This window comes from Nonlabens sp. (genome assembly GCF_965660805.1).
Taxonomy (GTDB): Bacteria; Bacteroidota; Bacteroidia; order Flavobacteriales; family Flavobacteriaceae; genus Nonlabens.
Map to the genome: position 1 here is coordinate 81,480 of NZ_CBFIBE010000001.1, position 23,608 is coordinate 105,087.

Below are 23,608 nucleotides of genomic sequence, written 5' to 3' on the forward strand. Positions count from 1 at the left end.
TAATAATCCATTAAAAATAGATGATGGAGTAATAGGTCTCCATATTACTAAATCAAACTATTTAAGAATCTCTAATATTTCTTTTTGACTCCTTTTTACTCTAGGTTTTTGCTGATTTTTATTTCCTAAAAAGTATAGCAAATTTATAAAAAGTGAGAAATACATTACTCCATCCTGTCGTTCTAAAATATTCTCAGAAAACATGACAATACAATAGAATACAATGATGGCTACTGTAATGTAAACCCCTGATTTAAGTGACCGTGTAATGTTGTATAGTAAAAATGCAAAAAATATAAGCAAGCCTAAAAACCCTACGTTTAAAATAAGGCTTATATACTGATTATGGGAATTATATGAATTTGCTGCTAGCACTGGATTATATTCTTTATAACAATCTAACAATTCATTTGTACCATCACCGATTCCAAAACCAGTAAGAGAAGCTTCTTGAAATTTAATATTACCACAGGTGTAGATAGTTTCACGTATTTCTTCTGAATGCATTACCTGATTAATACGTTCTACTTGAAATAAATCGTGGATGCGTTGTGAGGCATCTGGAAACAAAAATAATGTGCCCACTAGCGAAACTATGAATACGGTATAAAATGCCCAAACACGCCATAATTTATATTTTAAAACAAGTAGAGTTGCGACTATTATTAATCCAAATATCGGCCCCTTTTTAAGTAATAGAATAAGTCCTAAACACAAGATAGAACCTGCTATAATCAAAGGAATTCCTGATTTTAAGAGTCGTTCTGTTCTAAGTAAATAAAAGATAAATAAAACGGCTATAGCATTAAACATGCTAAGATATATGGAGTGAACCGCTAGAAACCCTTGCATTTTATTTACATAGTCAGAATATTCACTAAATGCTGTGATTTCAAACCCAGCGTTTACAAAAGTTGAGAACAGATATATATTAAGAATTAGAACAGATGTACTAAAAATGTAAAAAAATAACTTGAGCCTTAATATCGCCGTTTGTATCAATTCTTTAGAGACTATAGTAAATCCTAACGGAAAAATGATAAGTGCCGCCGCTGTCTCTAATTTGCGCATGCCGTACTCCTGATCCTGACTATACAATAGACTAAAAATATACATCAAATATAAACCAGCATTAAAAAGAAAGAATTCCCATCTAAAAGTTGATTTATTTTTTATTGCCTCTGTAATGCAAACCACAGTAAAAAAGGCGACTGAAACTATAGTTAGTAACTGAGGAAGAATAGGTGTGCAAAACATCAAAGCTAGCGAGAGCACAAACATTTTATCAAAGAAATTATGTTGAGAAACTCTAACCATTTCCTGTCATCTTTTTGCTAGAATCTCTTGAGAAGTAATATGCATTTACAAGAAAGGTAAACATTATTACACCTGACTGCCTGTCCAGAAGGTTTTCAACAAAAAACAATACTGTGAAAAACGCCAAAAACTCTAACATTATCGAATCTTTTATTTTAATACTTCTACTGAAATAAATAAATAATTGAACTAAAAAAATAGATAAACCTAAAATACCCGTATATAGTAAAATCCCAAAAAATTGATTATGAGAATTCTTTTTCTCCTTGGTATCTGTAAACACCACTTCGTAGTTATCTTTCAAACAGGATGCAATTAAATCATAACCATCACCTACACCGTGACCTATTACTGGGCTTTGCTTAATATCTTCAAAAACACATTTATAAATAGCAAATCGCATACTCGTAGAATTATCTATATCTAAATTTTTATATGTTTCAGGGTTCCAAACTTCTTCTAGCCTTTTAAACACAGGTTCTTTAAATACCATTCCAGCAATTAAGAGTACAGATAACAAAGGTAGTATTACTTTAAGCTTAGAGGTTTTAAATTTCCAAAAAACAAAAATTAACAAAGAAACTAATAGCGCTATAATAACCCCTTTTCTAAGTAACAAAAACAGCACATATGTATTTATAATTATAGCTAGAATAATTACTACTTTATTAAAAACAGATTGAATATTTATAATAAATTTAGATAGTATTAAGCCAATAGAAATAAACATACTCGCATAAATGGCGTGCTGTTTAAAAAGCCACATTTCATGGTCCATCCATGACAAACTTTCGTATAAAGACATCTCACCGCTATAATATCCCAACTGGAAAAAATAAAGATTAATTAAAAGAGAAAATACAGTGGTAGACCAGAAAAACACTTTACTGAAAAGTATAAAATATGGTTTATAATTCACAGACGTTTTGAGCAATAAAAAACTGAAAGGAATCACAATTAAACTGGCACAGGTTTCCATTCTTCTCAATCCAGTTTTTATGTCCTCAGAATATAACAAGCTAACTGCATACATGATATACAAACCAGAAAAAATCGTAATTAAAAGTAATTCACTTTTTTTTATTTTAGTAAAGCTTTTATCCTTAACAGCAAGGATAATAGAAAAAATAAGAAGTAAAACTACTGGTAATCCTTTTAGCTGATTCGGTAAAACTGGAAAAAGTCCAAAGCAAAAAAAAGAGATCGCTACTAATATTTCAGCGGTTCTGTACTTTCTTAAATAGAATTGAATTATGCTCATACTATTTATTTAGTAACATCGACTAGAGAGCTTAATTTAAATTTATAATTATTCATCATTTTATGGATCAAAATAGTTATATAAGCATAATATATATATCTTATGGTGGATCTCATGTTGTATTCAAAAGAAAACAAAATAAAAAGCGCCATTAAAAAAGCTATTAAAAAACCTAATAGCTTTTTTTTATGTTTAAAAAACCATCTCATGCGGTACTCTAAATCACTAAATACTATTCCTAAAATAATAAAAAAGAAAATTGTAAACGCTTTACCGAATGTAAAGATTTCACCATTGAAAGAAAAAGGAGCGTGAATATTAGACCTAAGCTTTGGTGCTACATCATACCAGCCAATCCATTTACCAGGCAATGGATTCACGCTTACATAGATGTTATTCCAATCTACTGCATTTTCAGTAATAGTTTCAGCAGTAACAAAAATTCCAAAAATAAAAGAGTAATAAAAATTAAAAGCAATAGTGTCTAGAAAAGCCTCTGGAGTAACAATTAAGCTTGTTACGTAAGGAATAAGCCCATGATATTCTAAAGGCCGCAAACTAATTAAAAAGCAAACAAACAAAAACGTCAGTACAATGTTTAACCCAAAAATTAATTTGTTTTTTAAAGTTGATTTTCCTGTTAAGAATATGAGTAAAGAATATAATACAATGTAAACGGCTGCAAGTCGAGAACCTGTACCTAAGGCAATCATAAAGATTATGAGAAAATAAGAAAATGACAGCCATCTATTTTGGTTATAAATTAACCCTAAAAGAATGGTAAGAACCATACTAGCTAGTTTCATTACAGTGACAAATATCAAGTTACCTGTGGGAATATAATCATCACGATAAAATATTTCTAAACCATAAGAAAGAGCACAACATAATATTATAACCATAAAAATGATGTGCGTCATTGTATTAAGGAGATCAGTATTTCCGGAAAAACTAAATTTCAAAACATTACTAACAGAACTATTTAAAGTTAAACGGGTATTAGGTTTAGAAAAATCGTAATAAAAAAGCACTCCTACGCAAAATGCAAGTACTGCGAGCAAATGATATTTTATGGTTTTAAGAAATAAAGAAGAATGAATAAAGTCAAAATTGTATAGTGCAAATTTATCATCATAGAAATAGAAGTACAATATGGAAAGAACTATCGTAGTTAAGTAAAATGTGATAAATAAATAAACACCACTAAGCAATTGAAATTTCAAAAACTTATTGATGATAGGTAAAATAAATAATAACGCCAGTGTATAGAAGGCTAGTTCCATAATGTTACTAAGTTTTGCTTATCGATTTCATGATAAATAATTTTATCAACTATCATTTTTTATTATTAATTGAGGTTTGGAAATATCTTTATAATAATAGTAGCCAGAAATTATTAGTAGAACTCCTTCTGTTAGAATCGCAGTAATAACTGTTCCTTTTAAACCTAAAAAAGGAACAATAATAAAACCTAAAGATAAATTGAATAACGTTGCAATTACCATAACTTTCATTCGATCTTTAAACAATTTTTTAGATGGCGCATATAAATTAGTGAAAAGTAAACTTAAGCCTGTAAATAAAGCAATTACACTCATCCATTGAAGCAAGTATGCATTTTCATAGATAGCATTATCTTTAAATAAAAACCCAACAGTCCATTTACCTAGAAAAATAATTCCTAACATTCCTATAATTCCTACCGCGGCAATTCCTGGAATTAATTTTCTCATCATTCTACCTTTTTCTGTTTGGGATTTTCTAGACATAAAAGGGTACATCGCTTGATAAAATGGAAGATACATTTTCTTTGCGGCGAGCATTAATTTATCAAATGCACTAAAGATCCCTACAAGTGCATCTCCCGCAAATAATCCTAGAACGAGTCCATTAGCCGCAAAAATTAATTGACCAGAAATATCTGAAATAAATATTTGAAAGCTATCCTTAAAAAATTGCTTTGACCCTTTAAAATTAGGTTTTCTAAATTTTACAAACCTAAAACTGATAAGAAGCATAATGAACCCAGCTAACAAAAAACCAATAGAATTAAAAACAGGAACTAGTAAATAGTCTTCTGGTTTTTTAATAAACAAAAATAACAGAGCTGTAAATAAGATTTTTGAACAAACATTTACAATAGTCAATAACCGCATTCTTTCAATTCCTTGAAAAAACCAATCTCCTAGAATAATATGACCTATTACATAACCATAACTTAGTAAATAAACTTGCCACTCTAACCTAAAACTGGGGACCGCAAATACCACAACCAAAAGCAAAATAAACGTTATAATTAATAAAGAAATACGTGCCCAGAATACTTTAAAGTAAGTATCTGAATAGTCAGCTTTTTGTGACCTTAGGATAGATATTTCTCTTGTTGCTGTTGTAGTAAAACCAAAATCAGCCGCAGCAACACAAAACGCCATTAAATATTGAGCTTTCATAACCAAACCAAATCTCGAAAGACCTAATTGATTTTCTAATAAAGGGATAATGATAAAAGGAAGGATGTAGTTTAGCCCTTGTAAAACTGTTAATGCCCCATAGTTTTTAACCACGGTTTTTTGTTCTCCAGAAAGTTTTTTAGAAAGCTTACTCATTAAGTGGTTGGGTTACTTGAACTAACGATAAAATAACGTTTTTAGTGCGCTTAAGATTTCAAATAAGCCTCATACATCATCACCACACCTTTTTCAAGATCTACCTCATGTTTCCAGCCTAGTTCATGGAGCTTTGAAACATCAGTAAGTTTGCGTGGTGTGCCGTCTGGTTTTGAGCTGTCCCAATTAAGATTTCCTTCATAACCTACCGTTTTTTTAATAAGCTCTGCGAGGTCTTTTATAGCTATATCTTCTCCGGTTCCTATATTGAGATGTGTATTTCTTACTTCTTTGTCGTTCCCTTTTACATCGGTAAAGTCTTTGTTTTCCATCAAGAACACACAGGCTTTTGCCATATCGTGCGACCATAAAAACTCTCGTTTTGGAGAACCTGTTCCCCATAAAGAGATGCCATTTTCTGTAATGCCATGTTTGTGTAATTCCGCTTTTGCGAAAGCGTAATTATCAACACCTAAATCCTCCATTAACGCTTGTTCATCTCCTTCCATCAATAATTTACCTAAGTGCATTTTACGAATCAAGGCTGGCAGTACATGAGATTTCTCCAAATCAAAATTATCGTTAGGACCATACAAATTTGTAGGCATGACTGATATGAAATTAGTGCCGTATTGCAAGTTGTAGCTTTCACACATTTTGATACCAGCGATTTTTGCCACCGCATAAGGCTCATTAGTGTATTCTAATGGTCCTGTGAGTAAACTGTCCTCTGGCATGGGTTGTGGCGCCATTTTAGGATAAATACAGGTGCTTCCTAGAAACAATAATTTCTTCACTCCATTCAAATAACTGTGATGGATCACGTTATTTTGAATCATGAGATTCTTATAAATAAAATCTGCTCTATAAGTATTATTTGCCACAATGCCACCTACACTTGCAGCGGCAAGAAAAACATATTCAGGCTTTTCAACCTCAAAAAAGCCTGCCGTAGCTTGTTGATTAGTGAGATCTAGCTCTTTATGAGTTCTAAGAACAAAATTAGTGTAACCTAGTTCCTTTAATTCACTTACAATAGCACTTCCCACAAGACCACGATGTCCAGCGACGTATATTTTTGAATCTTTATTCATGCCTCTCCTAAATCCTCTCCGGCGGAAAGGACTTTTTTTAAATTCGTTTTTATGGTTAGATGGTCATTTAATAATTGAAACACCCATCACAGCCTTTCCTCAAGGGAAGGACTTTTATCTCAGTTATATTTAGTTCTACTTTTTTATTCAAATTCAAGTTATTTTGCCTCTCATAAATCATCTCCAGCGCAGCGGACTTTATCTCGATTGAATACATACCCTTTTTTTAAATCTTTCTATTTGTTTTCTAATTCCCTTTACGCTGGAAAGGGCTAGGGATAGGCTTATTCAAAGTAGTTATTGATTCTATAACCACCATTTTTTAAGTATTCTTCTCTAGACATGAGGTGTAAATCACTTTCCATCATATCGTTTACTAATTCTTGTAATGCGATTTCTGGAACCCAGCCTAGTTTTTCTTTAGCTTTTGTAGGATCACCTATGAGTAAATCCACCTCTGTAGGACGGAAATATCGTGGATCTACAGCTACGACTTCTTTGCCTATTTCTAACTGATAATCTGGATTTGAACAGGATTTTATGGTTCCTTTTTCGTCCACTCCTTCACCGGTAAATTCTAGTTCTATGCCTACAAATTGAAATGCCATGCGTACAAAATCACGCACACTGGTTGTTGTTCCCGTAGCGATGACCCAATCTTCTGGTTCATCATGTTGTAGGATCATCCACATCATGCGCACATAATCCTTAGCATGTCCCCAATCTCTTTTTGCGTCTAAGTTACCTAGATATACTTTTTCTTGAAGTCCTTTAACGATCTTAGAAGTGGCACGAGTAATTTTACGAGTCACAAATGTCTCACCGCGCACGGGAGATTCGTGATTAAATAGGATTCCATTACAAGCAAACATTCCGTAAGCTTCACGATAGTTTACCGTTGCCCAGTAGGCATACATTTTTGCCACTGCATAAGGGCTGCGTGGATAGAATGGAGTCGTTTCTGATTGTGGTATCTCTTGCACCTTACCATATAGTTCTGAGGTAGATGCTTGATAAACCTTAGTTTTCTTCTCCATTCCTAACAGGCGTACAGATTCTAGAATACGCAATGCACCTATTCCGTCAGCATTTGCAGTGTACTCTGGCATTTCAAAAGAAACCTGTACGTGGGACATCGCAGCAAGGTTATAAATCTCGTCTGGCTGTGTTTCTTTGATGATTCTGGTCAGATTGGTCGTGTCAGTAAGATCACCGTAATGGAGTTTAAACTTTACATTAGTTTCATGTGGATCTTGATACAAGTGATCGATACGATCTGTATTAAATAATGAAGCACGGCGTTTAATACCGTGAACTTCATATCCTTTTTTTAATAAAAACTCACTTAGATAAGCACCATCCTGACCGGTTACTCCGGTGATGAGTGCTACTTTATGATGCTGTTCAGACATATTTCAACTATAAGGAAGCAAAAATAAGGTTTCCTAAGTAATAGTTGAGGATTCGCTTTTGCGAAAGCGAAATAAAAAAGCAGCTCCTGTATGGGAACTGCTTTTTCTTCTTTCTCATTTCAATTTGGTATAAACCCTATTTTTTAATGAAACGTAATACCTCTGCATTACCGTTTTGTAATTCTACTTTTATAAAGTACACGCCATTACTTAATTGATGTATAGGTATGGTCATTTTATTATCCTGCAAGGAGCTGTTTCTTCCTACATTCTTACCAGACATGTCATAAATGATATAATTACTCATGCCTGCATTTACAGACTGTAGGTTAATCTCATTAGTGGCTGGGTTAGGGAAGAGTTTAACTGCTGACTCCTCTACCATAAGAGATTTTTCTAGGTTCTCTCTTTGTACCACTACATCTTGAATACATGGGTCTATTCTAGCCACAAAGTTAGTACCTTGAACGGCATGAAAACCAGGTAATAATGTAATGGTTTCTGTAGCGACATATTCAATATTAGAATCAATAATAATATTTGTTGCTTCTATATTTTTTACTTGATCAAAAACATCAGTCACATTGCTTAATGGTTGAGGAATAGACAATAAGTCTTGAAAACCATCACAAGGAGCTGGCTGAAAACAATTCAATTCCCCATTAAAATAACAGCAGCTTACACTCCATTCCTCACTACAGCTAGGCTTAATTCTAAAACAAAAAGCTCTACATCTTAAGGTGTTTGCAATAATACCAAGAGAAAAAGAGGTCGTACTAATGGTGGTGGAGTGTACAGTGTTGTCATTACAGCTGCTATTAGGCGCTTGATAATATTCTATATCATAGCTTGTTGCCGTGCCATCCCAGACCAACACACTCCTATTCTCAACCCTTACATTAGTAACCGGATCGCAAGGATCTGGAACAGTAGCACAGTCGCCTATAACCTGAACCGATATACTATCCATAGTTGTCATAGTTTCATTTACAAATTGAGGTGATATAGCTGCTTGTATTTGTTGTACCGTACCTTGTAAAGGGTTTAAAACACGTCTTAATTCAAAAACAGGATTACCAGAAAGGTTATCTAATATTAATTGAGAACCATTTGAATTTAAATTTGCACTGGTTATTCCCATTGCTGCACCTGCATTAGTTATTGTTGTACCATTAGTGAGTTGTGTAGGGCTATTAGTTACCTCAAACCATGAATAAGTCATTCCTGTAATAGTACATAAATCCATTCCCAAGCTAACAGACCCTAAATCACAGTCTACGACTGTAGGAACGTTATCAAAATTGTCTACAATTAACTCTACTTGATCAAAGTCTACCAATGCTTCATAATTTATAAGAGTTGGACTGAGATTTGTGTTTAGATAAAGTGCGTTATACTCATTTGAACCTATTGGCAAGCTGAAGCTAAGAATATTTTGTTTCCAAACATTATTTAAGTTATTATCAATAAAAATAGGAGATTCATTAAAACTATTTTCATTTAAAAAAGGCCCGTTGGGACTATTAGAATAAGGTGCTAATGGATCTGGGTATGCCGTATCAATATTATAATCATGGAAAAAGCCAACATTACTAGTATCCCCTAACCTTGAAGTATTAAAATAAGACAAAATATATTTTTGACCCGAGTTCAAATTTTCTGACAATGGAGTCATCAAATACGGATTATCAGTAATGTCAATCAATCTACTTTGCGAATTCGAGTTTTGTATCCTCACATAATTATCATTAGACAATGAAGGTAAATTACTTGGCATAACATCAATCATTGAAAACGCATACCAACCATTAATTGCTGTAGCAGGAAGGGTATTGACATTTGCAAAACCGTTCATATCACCTCTATTAGAGCTGGCAACTAATTCAGAATTACATATTAAATCACAATCACTTAAAGTGTCATTGCACGTATTAAAATAATCATCTACACAAGACTCTACGGCGATGTTAATGTAATTAGTATTGCTCCATACTGTGGGATCTGTTTGACTTACTAACTTATACTTTACCTGTACTATTGAGTTTACATAATTAGCTAGGTCTATAGTAAGCATACCATTAACGATGGTTCCGTTTTCTGGAATGACTAGTTCAAAATGATCAGGTAGAAACCCTACAGCATTAATATCGTTTGCAATAAAGTTCTGCAAGTGAGCATTTAAATCAAAAGTTGGCACACCATTATTGTTACAGGTAGTATAATAATAAGTACAATTAGAAGGGTCCTGCATAGCGTATGGTGGCGCGTTATGTATGTTACTTATAAAAGTATTCCTATTTGGGTTAGGAGTACCATTAGCTAATGTTGCGGTACCGTATTGCCCTGTTGTGGTATAATCTAACGCATGTAAAATATCTACTTCATCTTGCGATAATCGTAAATAGTCACCCATAGCCATTCCTCTAGCCATGATGTGTGATTGATTAGGATTATTTGAAACACAATTATCATTAATATGAGATAAACTAGAGCCATCATTCCAATTACCATTTGGATCTGAACTATATAGAGGTAAATCAAATGGAGAGTTTGTCGCTATAGTATTACCGCAATGCACTATATAGTTTGTATCGTAATCTGCTGGACTAGCCCAATTCCCTTGCCAAGTATAGGGTGTAGGCTGGTTGATAAAGTCGTTGCCGTTGCCGTCATTTAATAAGAGTGCAAACTCTGTTAACTTTCCATTAATTGCTTCACCATCTTCGTTAAGTCTACTTGCAATACCAAAAGCATGCAATGCCTCATGTAAGATCAATCCATAAAGGTCAAATTGATTATTAATATTAGAAACACCATCATCCATAATGCCATCTGACCCAGGAAATCCATTAGCATCAACAACATCTTGTGCAAACCCAGTGAAAAATTCATTATTATCTATCCTTGCACTATTTAATACTATTAAGACTTGATATGGTTGTGGAATTACCCCATTGCTGTAGCCTATTTCACTTCCTGTATTTATTACTTCCCATAAATGACCATTTTGTATATCTCCATAAGTTCTATAGAATGTACTTGCCGCAGCTAAGGTTCCTGGATCTAAAAGTCCATTATTCCAACTAGAGTGATCATCACGCATCACAAGCACACGTGGTCTTCTTTCATAACAATTAGTATTTATCGCATCATCTGCAGATAAAATTAATTCTGACAGGTCACGAAAAACTTGCTTAATAATATTTTGATAATCGGCATTTATTCCACGAAATGTAAAAGTAAAATTATCAAAATCATCAATTTTAGGTCTTACTTCAAAGTCATCGCTATCGCTAAATTTAAAAGAATCATCACAATAAATATTACCAAAACGGTCTTCAAACAATAGAAATTCATCATGAGTACTACCATCACTATGGTGATCAACATTACTACAAGATAAATAAGGGTGTTGATCAAAATGAAGAATACCACAATGGGCTTCTTGTACCGGTATGCTTATTTCTCTTTTTTGTGAATAACCTATGGAGCTATGGATTACTACTATGAGCAAGAGTATGTATTTAAATTTTTTCATAATTATATTTTTTAATTTCATTAAAGGCCATAGAATCCCTATACAAGTTTATAATAAACTTATAGACAGTACTTTAATAAAAAATTAGTGAATTAAAAAAGGCTGGCCAACTTACAACGAGTAACCAGCCTTTTCAATAAGAAAGAGTAAAGACTACTTATTCAGTTTTGCTTCTAGAGCTTTAATGCGCTTTTCTTGCTCTATGGTATAAAGGGTTAATTCCTCTATTTTTTGAAGTAAGAGATTAGTCATATTCCCTAGTTGTAAACCATCTTCCTGTATTTGTGCTGCGCTAGGCATTTCTGGCAAGTGGTTGTGCTCTTTAGTAAACATCTCTACCTCTTCTAGTGTAGGCATGGTATAGTCTTCTTTTAAAGTAGAGCTGCCCGTATAGTATTTTTCAAATACATAATCTGCTGGGATGTTTAAATCAACTCGCACTTCCTCTGCGTGGATTTTACCTTTCACGGTTAATCTTTCATCTGGGCTAGAAGACCCTATACCTACATTACCATCATCATCAACACTGATACGTAATTTACCATTTGTAAAAAAAGTCAACCCATTCCATCCACTTAATCCAACTACGTTCTTCATCCTTGTTAAACCATATTGTCCTACGACAAAACCGTTAAGATTGAATGTATCCCAAGTGTTATAACCTATAATCTGATTACCCAATATTGATAAATTAGCTTTTGCTATTCTTACATCGCCACCTCGTTCAATCACACTAGTTGTAGAAGTTGGATTTCCAATCCAAGGGTTCTGCCCACTCATTTCAAAGGTTGCTATTAAAGTTATTGCTATTGTAAAAAGTATTTTTTTCATAATTGTATCATTTAAGTGTTTATGTTTATTCAAAGTTGTGTTATTATTAGGATCTGTGTAATACCATATTTATGGTAGATTTTACTGTTGGTTGATTTTAAGGGTGGTTACCGTGCCATATTCATAGGTTAGTTGTGTAATAAAAATCTGTTTTTTAGATACGTTAAGATTTAACTGTTGGTAGTTTTAATACAACTCTTGCTCACTTTTTATAAAAGCACCTGATAGGTTATAGATTTTATAATGGGTAATCAGACTAAGTACATGACAAAAAATGGAATATATCTATGTCTTTTTGATTTTCAGAATTTAACAATACATTGACTAAGAAGGAAAGCCCATATTTAATGATGCTCTTGGCTTTTCTGCCATGTTTTTTTATAGTAATCGGTTTTATTAAATGCAGATGAATACTAACTTTATAGCACCTAACAAAAGCAATCATTACCTATAAAATCCATTTTTCTATTCTTTGAATATCTCGTAAATGAGTGTTCAGAACTATAGTTAATTCACTATATTTAATGACTGCATTGGTTTTCAATGAACGATATTTTTGTCATGTACTAAAATCTATTCAGTAGAAAAAAACCATGCTTTTAAACAATACTATAAAACATGCACAGCCTATAGTAATAAGCTTATGCATAAACCTACACGGCCATCATTTAAACTACACGTTTGAGGACAACGGCATTAGTTATTCTAAAAACACTGCTAGAAAAGGCATAGGTTTTAAAAATATAAAAGAACGTACTACCGCTATAAATACTACGTTTAACATATACAGTCATCCACAACGTGGCACACACATCACCATAGAAGTTCCTATACTATGAAACCCATTAACATCATACTAGTAGACGATCATGCACTATTCCTAGATGCATTACAAAAGGTATTATCATCTCATGAATCTTTTAACATTGTAAGCACCTACCATCATGCTGCAGAAGCACTAAATGGTATAAAAAAACAGGATGTAGATTTAGTAATTTCAGATATTTCTATGCCTGATATGAATGGTGTAGAACTGGTAAAACAAATTAAAAAAGAAAAGCCAGCGACTAAAATTCTTATGGTCAGTATGTTTCCCTCAATTAATGAAATTCAACATATAGATGGTTATGTGTTAAAAGAGACCTCTTATAAAGAGCTTGTCCATGCTATTCATACTATTATTATAGAAGGTAAAAAGTATTTTTATAATGGTTATGAAAGTAGTGATAAAACATCTATTGAATTTAAGAAATCCTTCGTTACTAATCGCGAAAAGCAAATTATACAACTCATCGCACAAGAGTTTACTGTAGATCAAATCGCAGATCAACTCTTTTTAAGCAGGCATACCGTAGAAACACATAAGAAAAATATATTTCTTAAACTGCAAGTAAATAATATGGCAGGATTAATTAAAAAAGCCTTGTATCTAGGATACATTGGATAACTACTAAGATGGTTTGTAGTGTTGTATCTTTAAGTGGTTTGTACTACTTTAAGTTGCCTTAGAAATTGTTGTGTATTCCGCTTTCGCGAAAGCGAGATACCACCTCATCCAGCCCATCTTTAACACTAGGAATTTTATAGTCAAAAACGCGCTCCGTTTTCTCACCATCCATCACACTGTAAGCTGGTCGTGCGGCAGCGGTTTTAAAATCAGCAACTGGGGTTATTTTTTTTCCTAGTCCTAGTTGATGATTAATTAAAGATGCAAAATCAAACCAAGTCATCGCTCCTTGGTTTGTAAAGTGATACATCCCATATTGCTTAGGATCATTTATAACTAGGTGTTCTATAAAACCAGCAACATCTATCGCACTCGTAGGAGAACCTGTTTGTGTATTTACTATACTTAATTCTTCTAGATCAGTAGCGGCTACCCATTTAAAGAAATTCTTCCCGTGCGGCGCATACAACCAGGATATTCTAAAGATGTAATGTTTACCATTTACTTGAGTAATCGCTTTTTCTCCTTTAAGTTTACTAGCTCCATAAACATTTATAGGATGGGTTATGTCACCTGGCACATAAGGAGTAGTTGCTGTACCATTAAAAACATAATCTGTAGAGAAATGAATTAATGTTGCCTGGTGATGTGCTGCGATTTGCGCCATTTTTTCTACTGCCAGTGCATTTATTTTAAAAGCTTTTTCTGGTTCTGTTTCGGCTAGATCTACGGCGGTATATGCCGCGCAGTTGATAATGTAGTCTGGTTTTATAGAAGAAATTTTGTTGTGTAATTGCTGCGTACAGGTAATGTCTAAATCTTTACTAGAAAAAGGATATAACTCGTGATGAGATAAGGCGTTTTTAATCGCTGTACCTAACATACCGTTTGCTCCTGTTATGATGATTTTTTTCAAAGTTTAAAGTTTAAAATTTAAAGTACTCTGGCCGATTTAATACCGTAACTCTACTATCGCTTGATAGTAAATTTAAAATTTTATAAAACCTAGTTGCTCATCCTTCTCAGATAATTGAATGTCTAAATGAGGAATTTGCCAGTCTATGTTTAATGTAGGATCATCATGTCTTATCCCAAACTCATTTTCTGGCTGGTAGGTGTTATCTACCTGATAATTCACTATTGCTGTTTTTGATAACACAGAGAAACCGTGTAAAAAGCCTCTAGGCACTAAAAGTTGTTTGTGATTATCACCGCTCAGTTCTATGGTAAAATGCTTTAAATAAGTAGGAGAATCTGGCCTGTAATCTACGGCTACATCTAGTATTCTTCCTTGCACACATCGCACTAATTTTGCTTGTGCAGCATCTCCTTTTTGTAAATGTAAACCGCGTAGCACTCCATAGGTAGAAAACGATTCATTTTGTAAAATAAATGGTGTCTGTTGTGGAAACGCTTTCGCAAAAGCGTGCTTATCATGAACTATACTAAAATAACCACGATCATCACTAAAAACAGGTGGATCGATCACAAAACAGTCTTTTAAAGGAGTTTGAGTTACAATCATTTTTCTGCGAGTCTCATGAGGTAATCTCCATAACCACTTTTTATAAGCGGTTCTGCGAGGTTTTTGAGCTGTTGTTTCTCAATATATTTTTTACGATAAGCTACTTCTTCTATAGAGCCTATTTTAAGCCCTTGACGCTGCTCAATCACTTGCACAAACTGACTGGCCTGCATTAAGGATTCAAAAGTTCCTGTGTCTAACCATGCTGTTCCATGATCGAGCACATTTACCTTGAGTCTTCCACGATTGAGGTAGACATTATTCACATCAGTAATTTCTAGCTCTCCACGATGTGATGGCTGTATATACTTTGCAATCTCAACCACTTCATTATCATAAAAATAGATACCAGGTACGGCATAATTAGAACGTGGTTGTTGAGGTTTTTCTTCTATACTTGTGACACGCATGTGTTCATCAAAATCCACCACACCATAGCGTTCTGGATCGTTCACGTGATAAGCAAAAATGGTTCCGCCTTCTGGGTTGATACTTTCTTGTAATGCTTTTTCAAGTCCAGTACCATAAAATATATTATCTCCTAAAATTAAGGCTACACTATCATTACCTATAAAATCAGCTCCTATAATAAAAGCCTCAGCAAGACCATTAGGGTTTTCTTGCACAGCATATTCAAACCTGCAGCCTAGTTGAGAACCATCACCTAATAGATTTTTAAACAGTGGTTGATCCTGTGGTGTAGAGATGATTAAAATTTCTTGTATTCCAGCACTCATAAGAGTAGATACTGGATAATAAATCATGGGTTTATCATAAATGGGCATTAACTGCTTGCTCACACTTAACGTGAGCGGATGCAGTCTCGTGCCGCTACCACCAGCAAGTACTATTCCTTTCATGAATTATATTTTTTAAGATACCAAGCTACTGTTTTTTTTATTCCAGAGGCAAAGGTTTCTTGTGGTTGCCAGTTTAGTTCTTCTTCTATTTTACTAGGGTCGATTGCATACCGGTAATCGTGTCCTGGTCGATCTTTTACATAGGTAATTTGCGATGCATACGGTTGCCCATCATCTCGAGGTTGTAGCTGATCCAGCATGGTACAAATTTGATGTGCAATGTCTATATTTTTAATTTCGTTTTTTCCACCTACGTTATAGTTTTCTCCTATAGCAGCGTTTTCTAAAACGGTATATAAGGCTTGACAATGATCTGTAACGTATAACCAATCTCGCACATTCTTTCCATCTCCATAAATAGGGATAGACGCGCCGCTTAGCGCTTTTCTGATCACCACTGGAATTAACTTCTCATCATGCTGTCTAGGTCCATAATTATTACTACAGTTAGTAATTACGGCCGGGAAACCATAAGTATGCACATAACTCATTACTAAGTGGTCACTAGCCGCTTTACTGGCGCTGTAAGGACTGCTAGGTGCATAAGGTGTGGTTTCTGTAAAGAAACCATCATCTTGAAGACTTCCATAAACCTCATCAGTAGAAATGTGAAGAAACCTAGGTGAGGTAGTATGATATTTTGGTTTTAAAATATGTGGTTGATCCATCCATAACTGGTAGGCGGCATGCAATAGATTAAAAGTTCCATTAACATTAGTCTCCACAAACACCTGCGGATTCTCAATACTGTTATCTACATGAGACTCTGCAGCGAGATGATATACTTTATCAAACTGATGTTTTTCAAATAACTCTTTGATAAAAGCCGCATCACAGATATCTCCTTTTATAAAAGTGAGCCTGTCATGCTTAAAACCATGAGCAAAATCTAAGTCTGCTGCATAAGTAAGTTTATCAAGATTATAAATGTGATCACTGGTATGTTGCAATAAATACTCTATAAGATTACTGCCTATAAAACCTGCACCACCGGTAACTAGAGTTTTATGCATGTTCTTTTTCGTAGTTTTTCAAGAATCTCCATAGCACAGGAAATAGTGCTATAAGAAGACCAAAACCAAGGCCTATAAAGGCTCCTTTTAAGGTATAATGTTTTTTCTCTACGGTTCCTTTTTTGATAAACTGAGAGACTAGATTGATCGTATTATCATAGCTATACTTGTCCTTTCTTATGTCTGACATCTCCTCTAATAAAGCGCCTTTATGATAAAACAGACTGCGTAATGTCTCAGATGGTTTTTGATCACCTAGATAAAGGTTTGTACCATTACCTCCTTTTACATCGCTAGACTTAATAGCTGTTTGATAAGCAGCTATTAAAGAGTCTATTTCAGTTAACTGATAGTTGATCGATTTTAAATCAAATACCGCTGTTTCTTTTAAAGCAAGTCTTTGAGCCTTTATAATAGAGTTTTCTTCTACCTTAATAACGTCATCTATTACACTTTCTAGCACAGCCCTATCTTGAGATGAGACTTCTATTAAATAGTGCTGATAGTCTGCGACACGCTTTGCTTCTTTAAAACCTTCAAAAGTAAAGTTCTCTAGAGCCATAGTATCTGTTTCTCTTGCGAGCTCATCATACTCCTTCAGGAGTTCTGTGTCATTAAACTCTGGTTTTATATCCAGTCCTGAGATTTTTGAAGCCTGCTCTGGATTTATCTCTAATTCTTTTGAAAGCTTCTTAAAATCTTGCTGCTCTAATAAAGATTGATAGTAAGTGATATTTGAAATAAGCTGTCCAGCGCTTTTAAAATTAGGTTTTACTAAAACCTGAGCTGTGAACTGGTTCTTAGACTGTGATCTTAAATACCATCCTCCAGCAATTCCCAGTATAGATGCTAGACCTACTATAATCAGGTTTTTCTGGATAAAGATTAATAATAACACTAAGAAGTGCCCTATTCCTTTAAATAACTTACCTATTCCATTAAAGAAGTTTTTAAATCCATTACTGATCCATACAAAAACAGGTACTAAATCTACTTCTTGTTCTTGATTATTCTGCGGTTGGTTCTCCATGAAAATCTATACATTTATTTGTTCAAATATAATTGAAGTTTACGTCTTAGTATTAACGCCACTGGGAATAATAAATTATGCTTGTACAGTGGAATCTATTTGAGTACTGTTTTCCATAATTTGTTCTAGAATTTTCTCAGTAATCACATATACTGGTTTTACTCCTGTAAGCCCTAATCCACCACTGGCTAGTGTGTGACCTGTTTTAAGTGGATTATCACTAGCATAGTAAGCATATCTTACTTTTACTTTTTTATGAATACTACGTCTCACTTTTGAGGCAGATTGTATTGCTTTTTGATAATGAGCTCCTTCCATCTCTAATCCTATCACTCTCCAGCTAGATTTATAAAAGAAGTCTAGTAGATCTTTGTTCTGGAGTGATGTTCCTAATACCGTTACCATAGATCCAGTAACTACGTTTATTCCATCTGTTTTCAAATCGTTTTTAGATAGGTCATTTTTAAAGGGATAGTTATCTGCAGTTCCTTCAAAAACGTGAGCATCAGGAACCATAATATCTCCTTTATCACCTTCTAGTATTCCCGCTTTACCCATAATATTAATGGACTTTACATTCATGAGGTGTTGTTTCCCGTTCTCATCTTTATATGGTTTGAGCAACTCATCCATAGTCTCATAAGCCTGCTCTCCAAAAGCATAATCCATAACTATAAGCACTGGTTTTGTACTGTCCTCGCTTTCGCGAAAGCGTAATGAACAGAAATCTACATCCATATACTGGCACTCAGCCATGTCAAATATTTGGACATCTATATTAGTTCCACTCTCATCTTTAAGATAAGACATACCGTTAGAAAGTGCGTGTTTTTTAATAGCGTCACGATCCTTTTTTGCGGCATCATTACTGAGTGAAGCAAATAGTTTCATGCGGTCCATTTTTTTTAATTGACTCGCCAGTGCTTTAGGCCCGTAAAGTGAATTCATGACACTGTGCAGGTTTGCACTTATGATATGTAATGGCCTGTTAAATAAGTTATGATCTATTAAATGCTGCTTAATACGTAAAGCCCATTTATCTCCATGAATATGATGACCTAATCGTTCTCTTAGAACTGGTGAGAAGGTTACTAATCGTTTCTCTTTTTCTAAAATTTCTTTCTTAGCAAGGTTTCCTAAATGATAAATCGTGCTTAAAAATTGATGCGGATTCTTATCTGTTGCAAAGTCTGGATAAACGGTCATGACCTCATCAAAAGTGCGCCCTAGAATATTTGCCACATGAGTAACGGCTACTTCTTTCTCTTGCTGAGTTAGTTTAGTTTTACCTATAACAGCTTCTAAACATTTCCAGTCTCTAGTGGTACCGCCATCTTCTCCTACAAGAACTTGTTTCATAATTTTATGAGACTCAATCATCAAAAATGTAAGGTGTGTAAGAATATCATAGATCTCTGAGCGACCACGTGTGACTTCTATATTCATTTGGTGCTCATCGATACGGTAGCAATTACGTCTTCTCTTTTTAGGTATAATAACCTTAAAGTGTGACCCTTGATAACCTTCATCACTAGTAAGGTTGATATAAGAACATTCTTCTATCCCTACTGGTAAACGGTCCATTACATAAAGTAAGCCGTTGAGTTCTATTTTCTCCTCAGCAATGGAACCATAAATCTCTGGACGCAAGGTTAATAAAGATTCTCTAAGGGATTCTCCACTCACACCCATGGGTTTATAAAAACCTCTATTGAATAAATGTCGCATGGTAATATACATGCGTTCAATGGCGTTTGTACTTTCCTGTGCTCTGGTGCGTGGTTCTACGTTAAGTATGGGCATAGTAATATATTTCTTTACAAAGGTAGGTATTCGGTGATCAGCATAACTATGTATTATGTAATTAAGACCTTAAGGCATCTTTTATGTATACTGATTTTAATAGGTTCATTTAAAGGGCATGGCTCACCATCAATCTGACCAGTAACTTTGCCATTATAGTTGATAATTGCTTTTTTAATAGATTTAGAATAACTCTTTTTTAATAGAAAGGCCAATAACATCTTTTTAATTAAATCAAATTTTGAATTAGTAGTTATCAGTTCCAGCTTACCATTATCTATTTGGGCTTCAGGAGTTAATGATAGATTATAACCTAGATATTTTGTGTTTGATATTAAAACACTGGTATTAGGGTGCTCCGAGTTATCTAAGTAGTATTGATTCGATTTATAATTAATAAAAGTTTTAATACTATGTTTCAAATAAGTTTGAAAACCTCTTTTAGGATCTTGATCATATTTTTTAATAACCTCTGCAGGAAAACCTAAGGCAAAGTTTGAAAAAAAATAAAGCCCGTTTATTTCTCCTACATCGATGAGTTTAATTTTTTTTGCTTTCAAAGAGGAACATAACTCTTCTAAAGAGTCTGTAATACCTAAGTGCTTTGCTAATCCATTTCCTGAACCTCTTGGGATTATACCTAAGATCAAGGAAGTGTTAACAAGATAGGATGCAATCGTATTAATAGTACCATCACCACCTGATGCAATAATATAATGATAACCCTTATCAATACATGCCTTTACGAGTTGTTGCAAGTCGCTTTTTGATTTAGAAACATATGAACTGACCTCATATTCTTCTCGGGATAAGAATTGATAGACAGTTGATATATCTAACTGATTTCCATTTTTCCCAGATATGGGATTTATTAAAAAAGCTACTTTTTTCAAGTTTATTCTTTTTGAAAATCCCAACTATCAGCATACATACCGTATACCTTGCCTAACTCATTTTCTACCACGTACTTTTCATCTCTACCTTTTTCAAAATTCACATGGTATACAAAACATTTTATTTTTAATTCCTGAAGTTCTTTCAGTAAACTTTCTTTTTTGGAAATAGATTTCCTAGAAATTGCTATAAATTTAATATCATGACTGGTTGCAAAGGAGATAAATTGATTTCCTAATTCATCAATAACATTTTCTGACACTATGGGTATAATATTGTTTTCTATGGCTTGTTTAATACTACCTTTCGAAAACAATTCCATTCTTAACCTTGATGTATCGATAAATTTACTAGCAAAATCTAACGGTTCATTGATTTTATCTGTAACAAGAATAGCGTCTTTATGCTCTGCAAACCATGCGTTAATTTCTTTCATCCCTAAAGGAGTTAATGTATCATAAATCTTTTGAGATTTAAAGGCTTTTAAATCCACTGGAATAGCTCCATTATAACTAGCTTGCTTTTTCCATGTTTCCCAGTCATGGGCTGCTATGTATTGATTGTCAGTAGTTTTAATAATATCAAGCTCAAAAATTCTAAATCCTTTTTTGTAATTTTTATTCAGTGCCTCTAAACTATTAGTATAAATTTTCCCTTCTATTTTCCCTCCTGCGTGAGCAATAAACCTGTTTGAATCTTTACTGTATGCCGTGATGCTTAAAGAATCGTTTTTAGCTTGTGTTTGAGGCTGCACAATTTCTGGAATAGCATAGCTCTGTTGTACAGTTAATGGATGTACAATTTCTTTTACCGTATGGAGCTTTACCTCTGCTATATATGCTTCTCTTTCTTTTAGGGAAATCATTTTGTTAAGCTTACGGCTTTGAAGTTCTGATTTATAATCACCAAAACTATCTCCTGGAGAGTCATGTGCTACTATAAAAACTTGTTGATACTTCCTAAGGTCATCATCTAACTTAAGAAGCATTTCAGGAATAATATCAGGGTTACCATGAGTGTCAAAATTAGTAGTGTTTATCTTTCCATTCTTTTCTATTGTTACCAAGTTCATTCCTCTTACAAACTGCTCCGAGTTGTCTAAACAGTAAATAACACTTATTTTTTTTGCATCCCAACTAGAGCTAGTTATATATACCTTAGAACTAGATTGATCAACAGTCAATGGTGATGGTCCTTGTTGAAAATTAGGGATTTTTGTCTCAAAAAAACTAGGATTTATTTTGACCTTATTTTTATTTTTCAAACGTGTTGTTATACCATCATTATCTGTAAAATAAGTAGTAATAAATTGACTTGAATCAATATAAATCACAAGATTATTAGTTTTTTTTACTTTCTCTAAAAAGTTACCTCTTAATACAACCTCTTTTTGCCTTAATCGTTTGAGACTATCTAATTTAAAAGCTATAGTTGGAGATTTTAATATATTTACCTCTGTTTGTTCTATTACTTTATTTTCTTCGTTTTTGATAATTAAGAAAGGTTCTTCATAAATAATGCTACCGCCGTTTGCGAGATGAAGAACGTCCAATGAAGAAACATTTATGTTCTTAAATTGATTTTTATGTTTATGAATAAAAGTGTTCTTATTCCCTTCTACAAAGTCAGTAATAAAAGTTGCATTAGTTTCTATATTTAATAAATCAATTATCAATCTAGGTAACGAAACCTGATAAAGCTCTTGGGATAAAAGAGGCTGAGTTGAACCATTTGAGATCACAAACAAACTTCTTTCTTCAAATCTATTTACTGTTTCATGAGGCCCCATAAATGTATGATCTGGCACTAAAACAAAAGTGGTGTTTTCAAGAAGACCTTTAGACTCCATGAAATCCATTAAGTCTCCAATTAAATAATCCACTGCACTAATCATAAATTCTAAATTAGACTCTCTTTCTGGGACAACACCCTTGATTCTTTCATCATAGACTCCATTAGGAAAATGTGTAGAAATTGTAGAAGCAAATAAAGCATAAGGTTCCTTCTTTTTTTCTAAAAAAGAAATTTCTTTTTTAATTTCCTTAAAAAGATCCATGTCATGTATTCCCCATTTATTTTTAGGGTATTCGGCATCAAAATCTAATTCAGATTTCACAGTGAAGCCCATAGTCTGAAGCATATCATCCATACCAGAAAACTCCTTATTTCCCAATAAATAAGACATATTGTAATTGGCTTGGGATAAAACATCTCCCATAGTAACTAGTTGCATTTCTTGTGATCCATGAAATATTTCATTCCCGTTTCTCCCAAAATATGCCGGCATTCCCGTTAAAGACATATATACAGATGCACTAGTCCATTCACCACCTGGAGATTGCTTCATTTCTTGGAAAGAGTATTTTTCCATGAGCTTATTCAGATGAGGTGTTAATTCTGGGTAATCTTTCACAAAACCCAACTCAAAAGATTCAAGTGATATAAAAACAAGGTTTTTTCCAGCTACTGATTCTAGACTTTCCTTAAAAGTGTACTCTTCTATATCAAAGGGAAGTTCTCCTAAAGCCTCTTTAAAACCACTGCTGGTACTACTATACCTCAACGATAATGTGGAAACATAATTGTTAATAATCATACCATCAAGACTTAGAAAAATAATTCCCATAAGAGCTATTAACCCGATGTGAATAACTCTGAGTTTTTTATGGATAAAGTTTGACCCAAAGGAAATGATTAAAAAAAGTAATATAAACACTACCACACCTATCAAAATATCATATAGAAAGAAGGAACCCACTGAAAACAAATTCTCAAAAGTGAGGTGTTCATAATATTTATAGTCAGCTACTTGTCCAGTTAATTTGACAGCTGCAATTTGTATTAGAGTTAAAAAGGTGAAAAAGATAATTACAAGTAACCTAACACGCTTATTTTTAAACATAGATGTTATCATAGTAGATACTATCAAAAGAGTAAGTAATTGCAAAATCTCCATTAAAATTCTAGTTTTATAACC

At 33.6% G+C, this 23,608-nt stretch carries 18 protein-coding genes; 2 read left to right on the forward strand and 16 right to left on the reverse strand.

Features of this window, described 5'->3' with window-relative positions:
* Positions 1–57 precede the first annotated feature (57 nt).
* The 8 genes from ACTF48_RS00380 to ACTF48_RS00415 form a co-directional block, all read right to left on the reverse strand.
* Positions 58–1,317 carry an O-antigen ligase family protein gene (locus ACTF48_RS00380; protein ID WP_438961151.1) on the reverse strand — a complete coding sequence of 420 codons (1,260 nt, stop codon included), beginning with the start codon at positions 1,315–1,317 and terminating at the stop codon, positions 58–60.
* Positions 1,310–2,578 (reverse strand): O-antigen ligase family protein, encoded by a 1,269-nt coding sequence (locus ACTF48_RS00385; protein WP_438961152.1) that lies wholly within the window; start codon positions 2,576–2,578, stop codon positions 1,310–1,312. The genes ACTF48_RS00380 and ACTF48_RS00385 overlap by 8 nt, the downstream gene beginning before the upstream one ends.
* A 5-nt stretch (positions 2,579–2,583) precedes the next feature.
* Positions 2,584–3,639 (reverse strand): hypothetical protein, encoded by a 1,056-nt coding sequence (locus ACTF48_RS00390; RefSeq protein WP_438961153.1) that lies wholly within the window; start codon positions 3,637–3,639, stop codon positions 2,584–2,586.
* A 267-nt stretch (positions 3,640–3,906) separates the two neighbouring features.
* Positions 3,907–5,184, reverse strand: a complete 1,278-nt coding sequence (locus ACTF48_RS00395) for an oligosaccharide flippase family protein (protein ID WP_438961154.1) — start codon at positions 5,182–5,184, stop codon at positions 3,907–3,909.
* A gap of 50 nt (positions 5,185–5,234) precedes the next feature.
* Positions 5,235–6,278, reverse strand: a complete 1,044-nt coding sequence (locus ACTF48_RS00400) for a GDP-L-fucose synthase family protein (RefSeq protein ID WP_438961155.1) — start codon at positions 6,276–6,278, stop codon at positions 5,235–5,237.
* Positions 6,279–6,562: 284 nt separating this feature from the next.
* Positions 6,563–7,690, reverse strand: coding sequence for a GDP-mannose 4,6-dehydratase (gmd, locus tag ACTF48_RS00405; protein WP_438961156.1), 1,128 nt, complete (start codon positions 7,688–7,690; stop codon positions 6,563–6,565).
* 136 nt (positions 7,691–7,826) lie between these two features.
* The gene (locus ACTF48_RS00410; RefSeq protein WP_438961157.1) at positions 7,827–11,228 is read right to left on the reverse strand and encodes a T9SS type A sorting domain-containing protein; all 3,402 of its coding nucleotides are present in this window, start codon (positions 11,226–11,228) and stop codon (positions 7,827–7,829) included.
* Positions 11,229–11,381: 153 nt separating this feature from the next.
* The gene (locus ACTF48_RS00415; RefSeq protein ID WP_438961158.1) at positions 11,382–12,059 is read right to left on the reverse strand and encodes a hypothetical protein; all 678 of its coding nucleotides are present in this window, start codon (positions 12,057–12,059) and stop codon (positions 11,382–11,384) included.
* Between the two features lie 593 nt (positions 12,060–12,652).
* On the opposite strand from ACTF48_RS00415, the gene ACTF48_RS00420 reads away from it, so the two are divergent.
* Both ACTF48_RS00420 and ACTF48_RS00425 read left to right on the forward strand, forming a co-directional pair.
* Positions 12,653–12,898 (forward strand): ATP-binding protein, encoded by a 246-nt coding sequence (locus tag ACTF48_RS00420; RefSeq protein ID WP_438961159.1) that lies wholly within the window; start codon positions 12,653–12,655, stop codon positions 12,896–12,898.
* Positions 12,895–13,506, forward strand: coding sequence for a response regulator (locus ACTF48_RS00425; RefSeq protein WP_438961160.1), 612 nt, complete (start codon positions 12,895–12,897; stop codon positions 13,504–13,506). Before ACTF48_RS00420 ends, ACTF48_RS00425 begins: the two co-directional genes overlap by 4 nt.
* Positions 13,507–13,564: 58 nt before the next feature.
* On the opposite strand, the gene rfbD is transcribed toward ACTF48_RS00425, so the two are convergent.
* The 8 genes from rfbD to ACTF48_RS00465 all read right to left on the reverse strand — a co-directional run bounded on the left by rfbD (position 13,565) and on the right by ACTF48_RS00465 (position 23,587).
* Complete coding sequence (gene rfbD, locus ACTF48_RS00430) at positions 13,565–14,422, reverse strand: dTDP-4-dehydrorhamnose reductase (protein WP_438961161.1); 858 nt, start codon at positions 14,420–14,422, stop codon at positions 13,565–13,567.
* A gap of 72 nt (positions 14,423–14,494) precedes the next feature.
* Positions 14,495–15,031 carry a dTDP-4-dehydrorhamnose 3,5-epimerase gene (gene rfbC / locus ACTF48_RS00435; protein ID WP_438961162.1) on the reverse strand — a complete coding sequence of 179 codons (537 nt, stop codon included), beginning with the start codon at positions 15,029–15,031 and terminating at the stop codon, positions 14,495–14,497.
* Positions 15,028–15,891 carry a glucose-1-phosphate thymidylyltransferase RfbA gene (rfbA, locus tag ACTF48_RS00440; RefSeq protein WP_438961163.1) on the reverse strand — a complete coding sequence of 288 codons (864 nt, stop codon included), beginning with the start codon at positions 15,889–15,891 and terminating at the stop codon, positions 15,028–15,030. The genes rfbC and rfbA overlap by 4 nt, the downstream gene beginning before the upstream one ends.
* Positions 15,888–16,904, reverse strand: coding sequence for a dTDP-glucose 4,6-dehydratase (rfbB, locus tag ACTF48_RS00445; protein ID WP_438961164.1), 1,017 nt, complete (start codon positions 16,902–16,904; stop codon positions 15,888–15,890). Before rfbB ends, rfbA begins: the two co-directional genes overlap by 4 nt.
* Positions 16,897–17,934: a hypothetical protein gene (locus tag ACTF48_RS00450; RefSeq protein WP_438961165.1), complete on the reverse strand. Its 1,038-nt coding sequence runs from the start codon at positions 17,932–17,934 to the stop codon at positions 16,897–16,899. Before ACTF48_RS00450 ends, rfbB begins: the two co-directional genes overlap by 8 nt.
* Positions 17,935–18,009: 75 nt before the next feature.
* Positions 18,010–19,737, reverse strand: coding sequence for a DUF6909 family protein (locus ACTF48_RS00455; RefSeq protein ID WP_438961166.1), 1,728 nt, complete (start codon positions 19,735–19,737; stop codon positions 18,010–18,012).
* A 53-nt stretch (positions 19,738–19,790) separates the two neighbouring features.
* Complete coding sequence (locus ACTF48_RS00460; protein WP_438961167.1) at positions 19,791–20,630, reverse strand: diacylglycerol/lipid kinase family protein; 840 nt, start codon at positions 20,628–20,630, stop codon at positions 19,791–19,793.
* A 2-nt stretch (positions 20,631–20,632) separates the two neighbouring features.
* Positions 20,633–23,587: a sulfatase-like hydrolase/transferase gene (locus tag ACTF48_RS00465; RefSeq protein WP_438961168.1), complete on the reverse strand. Its 2,955-nt coding sequence runs from the start codon at positions 23,585–23,587 to the stop codon at positions 20,633–20,635.
* Positions 23,588–23,608: the final 21 nt, after the last annotated feature.

What these genes read in the sequence shown, in the direction of transcription:
- ACTF48_RS00385 (WP_438961152.1), bottom strand. Translation starts at nt 2,578, where the DNA reads ATGAGCATAATTCAATTCTATTTAAGAAAGTACAGAACCGCTGAAATA.
- ACTF48_RS00455 (WP_438961166.1), bottom strand. Translation starts at nt 19,737, where the DNA reads ATGCCCATACTTAACGTAGAACCACGCACCAGAGCACAGGAAAGTACA.
- ACTF48_RS00380 (WP_438961151.1), bottom strand. Translation starts at nt 1,317, where the DNA reads ATGGTTAGAGTTTCTCAACATAATTTCTTTGATAAAATGTTTGTGCTC.
- ACTF48_RS00420 (WP_438961159.1), top strand. Translation starts at nt 12,653, where the DNA reads ATGCTTTTAAACAATACTATAAAACATGCACAGCCTATAGTAATAAGC.
- ACTF48_RS00415 (WP_438961158.1), bottom strand. Translation starts at nt 12,059, where the DNA reads ATGAAAAAAATACTTTTTACAATAGCAATAACTTTAATAGCAACCTTT.
- ACTF48_RS00465 (WP_438961168.1), bottom strand. Translation starts at nt 23,587, where the DNA reads ATGGAGATTTTGCAATTACTTACTCTTTTGATAGTATCTACTATGATA.
- gmd (WP_438961156.1), bottom strand. Translation starts at nt 7,690, where the DNA reads ATGTCTGAACAGCATCATAAAGTAGCACTCATCACCGGAGTAACCGGT.
- ACTF48_RS00425 (WP_438961160.1), top strand. Translation starts at nt 12,895, where the DNA reads ATGAAACCCATTAACATCATACTAGTAGACGATCATGCACTATTCCTA.
- ACTF48_RS00395 (WP_438961154.1), bottom strand. Translation starts at nt 5,184, where the DNA reads ATGAGTAAGCTTTCTAAAAAACTTTCTGGAGAACAAAAAACCGTGGTT.
- ACTF48_RS00410 (WP_438961157.1), bottom strand. Translation starts at nt 11,228, where the DNA reads ATGAAAAAATTTAAATACATACTCTTGCTCATAGTAGTAATCCATAGC.
- rfbA (WP_438961163.1), bottom strand. Translation starts at nt 15,891, where the DNA reads ATGAAAGGAATAGTACTTGCTGGTGGTAGCGGCACGAGACTGCATCCG.
- rfbC (WP_438961162.1), bottom strand. Translation starts at nt 15,031, where the DNA reads ATGATTGTAACTCAAACTCCTTTAAAAGACTGTTTTGTGATCGATCCA.
- ACTF48_RS00450 (WP_438961165.1), bottom strand. Translation starts at nt 17,934, where the DNA reads ATGGAGAACCAACCGCAGAATAATCAAGAACAAGAAGTAGATTTAGTA.
- rfbB (WP_438961164.1), bottom strand. Translation starts at nt 16,904, where the DNA reads ATGCATAAAACTCTAGTTACCGGTGGTGCAGGTTTTATAGGCAGTAAT.
- ACTF48_RS00400 (WP_438961155.1), bottom strand. Translation starts at nt 6,278, where the DNA reads ATGAATAAAGATTCAAAAATATACGTCGCTGGACATCGTGGTCTTGTG.